The organism is Vibrio makurazakiensis, assembly GCF_050337375.1.
GTDB lineage: Bacteria > Pseudomonadota > Gammaproteobacteria > Enterobacterales > Vibrionaceae > Vibrio > Vibrio makurazakiensis.
On sequence record NZ_JAKJSW010000200.1, the window covers coordinates 1 to 7,603 of the forward strand.

The 7,603-nt window shown below is 42.8% G+C and carries 7 protein-coding genes; all 7 read left to right on the plus strand.

What is annotated here, in order from left to right; translation table 11 throughout:
• Positions 1-19 precede the first annotated feature (19 nt).
• The 7 genes from L4C33_RS17615 (at position 20) to L4C33_RS17645 (ending at position 7,532) form a co-directional block, all read left to right on the plus strand.
• Positions 20-421 (plus strand): DUF3302 domain-containing protein, encoded by a 402-nt coding sequence (locus L4C33_RS17615; RefSeq protein WP_428813715.1) that lies wholly within the window; start codon positions 20-22, stop codon positions 419-421.
• Positions 421-1,551: an HlyD family secretion protein gene (locus tag L4C33_RS17620; protein WP_428813716.1), complete on the plus strand. Its 1,131-nt coding sequence runs from the start codon at positions 421-423 to the stop codon at positions 1,549-1,551. The genes L4C33_RS17615 and L4C33_RS17620 overlap by 1 nt, the downstream gene beginning before the upstream one ends.
• 291 nt (positions 1,552-1,842) lie before the next feature.
• A complete protein-coding gene (locus L4C33_RS17625; protein ID WP_428813717.1) occupies positions 1,843-2,391 on the plus strand; it encodes an ECF-type riboflavin transporter substrate-binding protein in 549 nt (182 codons plus the stop codon).
• 6 nt (positions 2,392-2,397) lie between these two features.
• Positions 2,398-4,110: an ABC transporter ATP-binding protein gene (locus tag L4C33_RS17630; protein WP_428813718.1), complete on the plus strand. Its 1,713-nt coding sequence runs from the start codon at positions 2,398-2,400 to the stop codon at positions 4,108-4,110.
• Positions 4,107-4,946: an energy-coupling factor transporter transmembrane component T family protein gene (locus tag L4C33_RS17635; protein WP_428813719.1), complete on the plus strand. Its 840-nt coding sequence runs from the start codon at positions 4,107-4,109 to the stop codon at positions 4,944-4,946. The genes L4C33_RS17630 and L4C33_RS17635 overlap by 4 nt, the downstream gene beginning before the upstream one ends.
• Positions 4,947-5,097: 151 nt before the next feature.
• Positions 5,098-6,849 carry an ABC transporter substrate-binding protein gene (locus L4C33_RS17640; RefSeq protein ID WP_428813720.1) on the plus strand — a complete coding sequence of 584 codons (1,752 nt, stop codon included), beginning with the start codon at positions 5,098-5,100 and terminating at the stop codon, positions 6,847-6,849.
• On the plus strand, positions 6,831-7,532 hold the full coding sequence (locus L4C33_RS17645; RefSeq protein WP_428813721.1) for a hypothetical protein: 702 nt from the start codon (positions 6,831-6,833) through the stop codon (positions 7,530-7,532). The genes L4C33_RS17640 and L4C33_RS17645 overlap by 19 nt, the downstream gene beginning before the upstream one ends.
• The last annotated feature ends 71 nt before the right edge of the window (positions 7,533-7,603 follow it).

A 7,603-nucleotide genomic window follows, 5' to 3' on the forward strand; every position in this document is an offset into this window, starting at 1 on the left:
ACATTAACAAGGAACCGTTATGTTTTTAGACTATTTTGCACTCGGACTGCTCGTCTTTGTCGCCCTTGTCATTTTTTACGGCATCATCGTTATTCACGATATTCCTTACGAAATCGCTAAGGAGCGTAACCACCCTCATCAAGATGCCATTCACGTTTCAGGTTGGGTCAGCCTATTCACGCTTCATGCTATTTGGCCATTTCTATGGATTTGGGCAACGCTTTGGCGTCAAGACCGAGGTTGGGGCTTCGCTAAGCTTGAAGAAGAACAGCACGATATCCATCACCGCGTAGATAAATTGATCGATCAAGTAGAGACCTTACAAAGAGAAGTCGTACGCTTAGAACAAGTAAAAATAGACACACCAATTGAAAATTCAGGCACATCACCTGAACAGCCGACACAGCCGGAGGTCAAATAATGGATTTACTACTGATAATGACCTACGCGGCGTTGTGTATCACGATTTTCAAAGTGTTTAAGATCCCATTGAATAAGTGGACAGTACCTACAGCAGTACTTGGCGGCGTAGTTCTCATTGGCACGTTGATCTTGCTGATGAACTACAACCACCCTTTCACTCAAATTGGTAACCAAGTTTATTCAACAACGCCGATTGTGTCAGGAGTGAGAGGACGTGTCATCGAAGTTCCAGTAGAACCAAACCGACCTCTACTGAAAGGCGACGTTCTATTCAAGATTGACCCGATTCCATTTGAAGCCGAAGTCGCTAAGCTGAAAGCTAAAGTAAAAGAAGCAAGCCAAGGAGCACTAGGGCTTGATTCTATGGTGAGTGAAGCAGAAGCAGCGAAACTCAAAGCGATTGCAGAAAGAGACAAAGCAAAACGCGAATTCGACCGTTACAAGCGTGGTTACGATAAAGGTGCATTCACAGAGCAACAACTTGATACACGCCGTCAAGCTTACAAGGCAGCGCAAGCGACCTTGAAAGTCGCAGAAGAGAAGCAACAACAAGCACAGTTATCACTCAACTCTGAAATTGGTGGTGAAAACACAGCAGTAGCAAGCCTATTAGCTGACCTACGTAAAGCTGAGTTTAACCTTGAGCAAACTGTCGTTCGCGCTCCTACCGATGGATATGTGACTCAATTAGCTCTGCGCCCTGGTGTTATGGCCGTTCCACTACCATTGGCTCCAGTAATGACTTTTGTCCACACTGAAGACAAAATTTACACAGCTGCCTTTAGACAAAACTCCCTGCAACGCTTACAACCTAGCTTTGAAGCTGAGTTTCTTTTCCGCGCTCTGCCAGGCAAAGTGTTTAAAGGGGAAGTGATTGAGGTTATCCCGGCTATTGGTGAAAGCCAATTCCAGGCTCGTGGTGCGCTACTAGGTACTGAAGCTCTACGTACTAACGGGCGCGTTCTCGTCACGTTAAAAGTCAATGATGATCTTTCTGAGTTCCACTTACCTCAGGGTACAGCAGTAGAGGTAGCAGTTTATTCAGATAGTTTCACTCACGTATCAATTATGCGTAAAGTATTGATTCGAATGAAAAGCTGGCAGAACTACCTATACCTAGATCACTAAGCGATCAAAAAGCCAACCTTAAATTTGAGCCAGTCTATCTAGACTGGCTTTTTCTTTTCAAAGTCATAAGCAACTCATAGCAAGCTGTTAGCTAATAATTACAGCATATTGTTTTAGACATCTAGACATATAGCATTTCATCAGTTTGGCTTCTGCTGTATAATTCGCACCTTATTTTTCTTATTTGTTTAGAAAATACACATTCTGTATTTAATTCACTGACAAATAGTTTTRGTTGTTCAAATTGAACTGCTCTTTAAAGAAATCATCTTTCAGTACTTGAGGTTATCTATGAATCTTTCAGCAAAAACCGTTGTTGTGATCGCGATTGGCGCAGCACTTTACGGCATTGGCGGACTACCAATGTTTGGTGTTCCAGTCTTTGCTAACACAACACTTAAGCCAGCAATGGCTGTACTTGCTCTATTCTCAGTACTATTTGGACCACTGGTTGGTTTCTTTGTTGGCTTTATCGGCCACTGGGTAACAGACCTTTTCGCTGGTTGGGGCGTATGGCTAACATGGGTACTAGGCTCAGGTGTTGTTGGTTTAGTTATGGGACTTTTCCCTATCATGACAAAGCGCCGTCTGAGTAAAGGTCAGCTACCAATGAAAGATTTCTTCCTATTTGTTTTGCTAGCACTCGCTGGTAATGTTTTTGGTTACGGCTGCTCCGCTTTTCTTGACACCATTTTATACGCAGAACCGTTCACCAAAGTCTTCACGCAACTTTCTATTATTGCAGCGGGCAACACAGCTCTGATTGCTGTGGTTGGTTTCTTCATTTTAAAATCAGTCGCGAAGCGTAATAGCCAAAGCCGAAACCTAACTGAGGCATAAGCATTAATGACCATTGAATTTTCGAACTTCTCTTTTAGATATGAGTCACTGGATAAACCGACACTAAAAAATATCGATCTAAGGATAGAGAAAGGAGAGAAAATCGTCATTATCGGTCCAAGTGGTAGTGGTAAATCTACTCTTGGACAATGCCTAAACGGGCTGATCCCTCACGCTATAAAGGGTGAGACCACAGGTTCTTTACTTATCAATGGTAAAGACTCTTCGCACTTCGACATGCACAACTTTACTGAACAAGTCGGTACCGTTCTGCAAGATACAGACAGCCAGTTTGTTGGTTTAAGTATCGGTGAAGACATCGCTTTTGCGTTAGAAAACCAGTTAATGTCTAACATAGACATGTATCCGTTGGTAAAGTCGACAGCAAAAATGGTGAACTTGGAAGACATGTTAGATCGCTCACCTCATGATTTATCTGGTGGCCAAAAGCAACGTGTTTCCCTTGCTGGTATTTTAGTCGATAACGTCGATACTTTGCTGTTCGACGAACCCTTAGCAAGCTTAGATCCTAAGACGGGTAAAGCGACGATTGAGATTATCGACCAACTGCATAAAGAGTCTGGTAAAACCATTATCATCATCGAGCATAGACTTGAAGATGTTCTGCACAGAGATGTAGACCGTGTCATCCTTATGGAGCGTGGTGAAATTATTGCCGATACAACACCTGACGCTTTACTAGCCTCTGACCTGCYACAAGTTCATGGTATCAGAGAGCCATTATATCTATCGACACTCAAAGCTGCGCAAGCTCCAATTGAAACTAGCGATCCGCTCGCTCAATTTGAAAACTTAGACTTCGCAAAATATCAGCCTAGCGTTCAGTCTTGGTTTGATTCTCGCCCAGCGAAATCTCAGCCGGAAACAGCCCAACCATTATTAGATGTAAAAGGTCTTACCTACTCATATGATGGAGAGAAGAATGCGCTTGAGGAAGTCAGCTTCAAGGTAAATAAAGGCGAATTCCTGTCTATTCTGGGAAAAAATGGTTCTGGGAAATCAACCATAACTAAACTGATCATGGGCGTTCTAGAACAAGACAGTGGGAGCATTAGTTTAGATGGTGTAAACCTCGCAACGTTGTCGATATTCGAACGTAGCCAGAAAGTTGGTGTCGTGATGCAGAATCCAAATCACATGATCTCGCATCATATGATTTTCGATGAAATAGCATTCGGCTTACGTAATCGAGATATGGCTGAAGAGCTCATCACCGAAAAGGTTGAGTCAATTTTAGAACTGTGCGGCTTAAGTAAGTTCCGCCATTGGCCTATTGAAGCATTGAGCTATGGCCAGAAGAAGCGCGTTACTATTGCATCTATTTTGGTTCTTGAACCTCAACTGCTGATTTTAGATGAACCGACCGCTGGGCAAGACTACCGAAACTACACATCAATGCTGAGCTTTATTCAAAAGCTAAATCGTGAATTGGGCGTTACTGTAGTGATTATCTCTCACGACATGCACTTAGTTTTAGAGTACACGACACGTTCCGTTGTCATTGCAGACAGTCGTTTGATCGCGAATGCACCAATGACTGAAGTTTTCTGCCAACCCTCGTTACTTGAACAAGCTAACCTATCCACCACGAGTCTGCTTGAACTGGCCAATAAGATGAACATCTCTGACACTAATGCCTTTATGCAACATTTCATCAATAGTGAAAAATGCGACCACCAAGAAGGGAGCGCTGCATGAACGCTTCTAAAGTAAAATTTGGGATCAGCTATATTGATACCAAATCCCCTTTGCATTCATTAAATGGGATCACTAAGTTCGCACTCTTTTTAGCTTGGGTTACGGTGGTATTAACGACCTTTGATTTGCGCCTTATCGCAGTCTTAATCGTTACAGGTCTTCTACTACTAAAAACGACACAGGTACCACTTAAAGTCTATAAGCCTCTGCTTATTGGTACTGCAAGCGTACTGATGCTTAATGCACTGTTTATGTACTTGCTGGCACCGACTCAAGGGCAAGAGCTTATGGGCAGCGAGCACATTTTACTGTCACTTCCGGGTAACTACTCATTAAGCCAAGAGACTTTGTTTTACTTAGTCACGGTAACGCTTAAATATTTCAGTATGTTCCCAATTGCCTTGGTATTTGTATTCAGTACACACCCAACGGAATTTGCAGCAAGCTTGAACCGTTTAGGTGTCCCTTACAAAATCGCTTATGCCGTAAGCCTGACCCTACGCTACCTACCTGAAGTAAAGAAAGATTTTGTGAACATCATGCACGCTCAGCAAGCGCGCGGTGTCGAGCTTTCCAAAAAAGCACCGTTATTCAAACGAATGAAGAATGTTGCCAAAGTACTAGGCCCGCTCATTTTTTCGAGTTTAGATCGCGCAGACGAAATATCTAACGCCATGACGTTAAGAGGTTTTGGACGAAATAAGTCACGCACGTGGTTTAGCCAATCACCTTTAAAAAACGTCGACTTCATAGTACTTGCTGTTATCGCGGTAATCGTTGGTCTAGCGATAGCCAAACGAATATCAGAAGAACACCTCTTCTGGTATCCATTCTAAGACTTCACTCAATACCGCTTCCGAGCGGTATTTTTTTGCCCGTAGCTAAAGCTCATAGCGTAAAAATATGTACTAAGCTTTTATTTATACCAAGCAATTTTAGATTTATTGGTTCGTTGTAAGGGCTATTCATTCGCACGATGAGGTAAGCATGACGAGACAACATAGTACTGTTTCACTCGGGTCTAACTGTTTTATTCGTTCGATATTACGACCTGTTTTATGCTCGGTTATTGCTAGCTTTTGCCTCGTATTTCCAGTAACAGCACAAAGCGACGCTTCATCTTTTGCCAATCAATTCCCATCCTCGACTCTAAGCTCTTCAGAAAAAGAAAAAGAGCTACGCTGGTTTGTTGAAGCGGCAAAGCCTTATGCCGGTCTCAAAGTCACCGTCATTTCCGAAGATATCCCAACCCATCGTTATGAGGCTCGGACACTTGCGAAACTATTTACTCAACTCACGGGGATCCAAGTCATTCATGAAATTGTGGGGGAAGATGACTTAGTCAAACGACTACAGCTACAAATGACAACTGGCGTAAATATTTACGATGCCTACGTCAATGATTCAGACTTCATCGGCACACATATTCGCAGCCAAAAAGTCATCCCAATCTCATTATTTACAGAAAGAGACTGGAAACACATTACGCTGCCGACTCTCGATATCAACGACTTCATCGGCCTTGAATTCGTCAAGGATGAAGATGATGTTATCTACCAACTGCCCTCTCAGCAGTTTGCCAACTTGTATTGGTACCGACATGACTGGTTTAGCAGACCGGAACTGCAAAAGAAATTTCTAAAGCTGTATGGCTACCCTTTAGCAGTTCCCCAAAATTGGTCAGCTTATGAAGATATCGCTAAATTCTTTACTCAAGATGTCAAAGAGATCGACGGAGAAAGGATATGGGGGCACTTTGATTACGGTAAATACGAACCTTCACTTGGATGGCGTATCTCTGACTCCTGGCTAAGTTTGGCAGGGGTTAACGATATTGGATTACCTAGTGGTTTACCTGTAGGAGACTGGGGAATTCGCGCAGAAAATTGCGCCCCAGTAGGAGCTAGTGTCGCCAGAGGTGGGGCTCTGAATAGCCCAGCCGCGGTTTACGCCTTAGAGAAGTACAAATACTGGCTCAATACCTACGCTCCTCCTGAATCAAAATCGTTAACTTTTCGCACTGCAGCAGAATGGCTGGCACAAGGCAAAGTCGCGCAACAAATCTTTTGGTACAGTGCTTTTGTACCCACTTTAATCGCACCTGACTCTAAAGTTGTTGATGACAATGGACTACCATTATGGCGATTAGCGCCCTCACCTCGTGGGAAGTATTGGCAACTTGGTATGAAGTCAGGCTATCAAGATGTTGGATCTTGGACATTCCTACATTCAACCCCAGAGAAACAACGTGAAGCCGCTTGGCTATACGCTCAATTCACCGTTTCAAAAACAGTGTCATTTGATAAATTTCTCAATGGTTTTACCCCGATTCGTTATTCGGATATTCAATCTTCCCAATTTAGCCAACTTGCGCCTAAACTTGGTGGTTTAGCTGAATTTTACCAGAGCGAAGCCAAGCACAGCTGGACTCCATCAGGCATCAATATTCCAGACTATTCAACAATGGCTGCGATGTGGTGGCAAAACATTGGCGAATACCTTTATAGCGATATTGAAGCGCAAACCACGCTCAATAAGTTAGCGTTTAAATTTGACTCCCATCTAGAAACATTACGCTATAACCCTACTCTTAAATGTCGCCCTAACCTTAATTTAACCGAATCAAATAAACGTTGGTTAAAACGAGAAGGCTCCCCTTGGGCTAAAATCGAAGAAGAGCCTAAAGGCATCACACTTCCACTGTCAGAGGTATATAGAGTATGGGAATCTCAAGACTAGCCTGCTTATTTTTACTGCTGTCTAGCTTACATTCCTATGCTGATAATATCCGCTTAGTGACCTTCTATGCCCCGCCTTTCGTCAATCAAGAATCTAACCCCGATCTCGGTACCACCTATAAGATCATCCTCGACTCGTTTGAACAAGCTAACTTAAGCTTTGAAGTAGAATTTAGCCCAAAAAGTAGAGCACTGAAGTCTACAAAATTGACGAAAGATGTCTGCACATTTCCTCTTGCTCGCTCGCAATTGCTCGAAGCTGATTTCATTTGGGTCGGCCCTATCGCGATCAGTCAATATGCACTCTATTATCAAGAGCCACAGCCTGCCCACCTCTTTACTATCTCTGACGCTAGAGAGTTTAAAATTGCAGCCTACGAAGGCTATAGCGTATCTCAGCAATTAAAAGAGCAGGGGTTCAATATCACAGTAACTGACAGCGTCGATCAAGGCATCAAAATGCTGGAAGAAAAGTCTGTTGATTACTGGCTTTCTGACACAAGAACCGCAGAAACGATCGCGAGTAATTTGGCTATTCCTATGACCAACCAACCATTTGTATTTCTAACAGATATAAAATACCTAGCCTGCAATAAAAGTACTGAGCCTTTATTTGTTGCCAAACTTCAATCACAAATTAGTGCCATGATTGCCAGTGGAAAAGTAAATATTTCGTTTAGATAACGTAATAAAATTTATTTAAAAACATAGCACCAACAACAGGAATGGCATACCATAAGAAAAATTAGGGAGCT

Excerpts from the sequence above, each read along its gene's own strand:
- L4C33_RS17645 (WP_428813721.1), top strand. The coding sequence starts at position 6,831 with ATGGGAATCTCAAGACTAGCCTGCTTATTTTTACTGCTGTCTAGCTTA.
- L4C33_RS17620 (WP_428813716.1), top strand. The coding sequence starts at position 421 with ATGGATTTACTACTGATAATGACCTACGCGGCGTTGTGTATCACGATT.
- L4C33_RS17625 (WP_428813717.1), top strand. The coding sequence starts at position 1,843 with ATGAATCTTTCAGCAAAAACCGTTGTTGTGATCGCGATTGGCGCAGCA.
- L4C33_RS17640 (WP_428813720.1), top strand. The coding sequence starts at position 5,098 with ATGACGAGACAACATAGTACTGTTTCACTCGGGTCTAACTGTTTTATT.
- L4C33_RS17615 (WP_428813715.1), top strand. The coding sequence starts at position 20 with ATGTTTTTAGACTATTTTGCACTCGGACTGCTCGTCTTTGTCGCCCTT.
- L4C33_RS17635 (WP_428813719.1), top strand. The coding sequence starts at position 4,107 with ATGAACGCTTCTAAAGTAAAATTTGGGATCAGCTATATTGATACCAAA.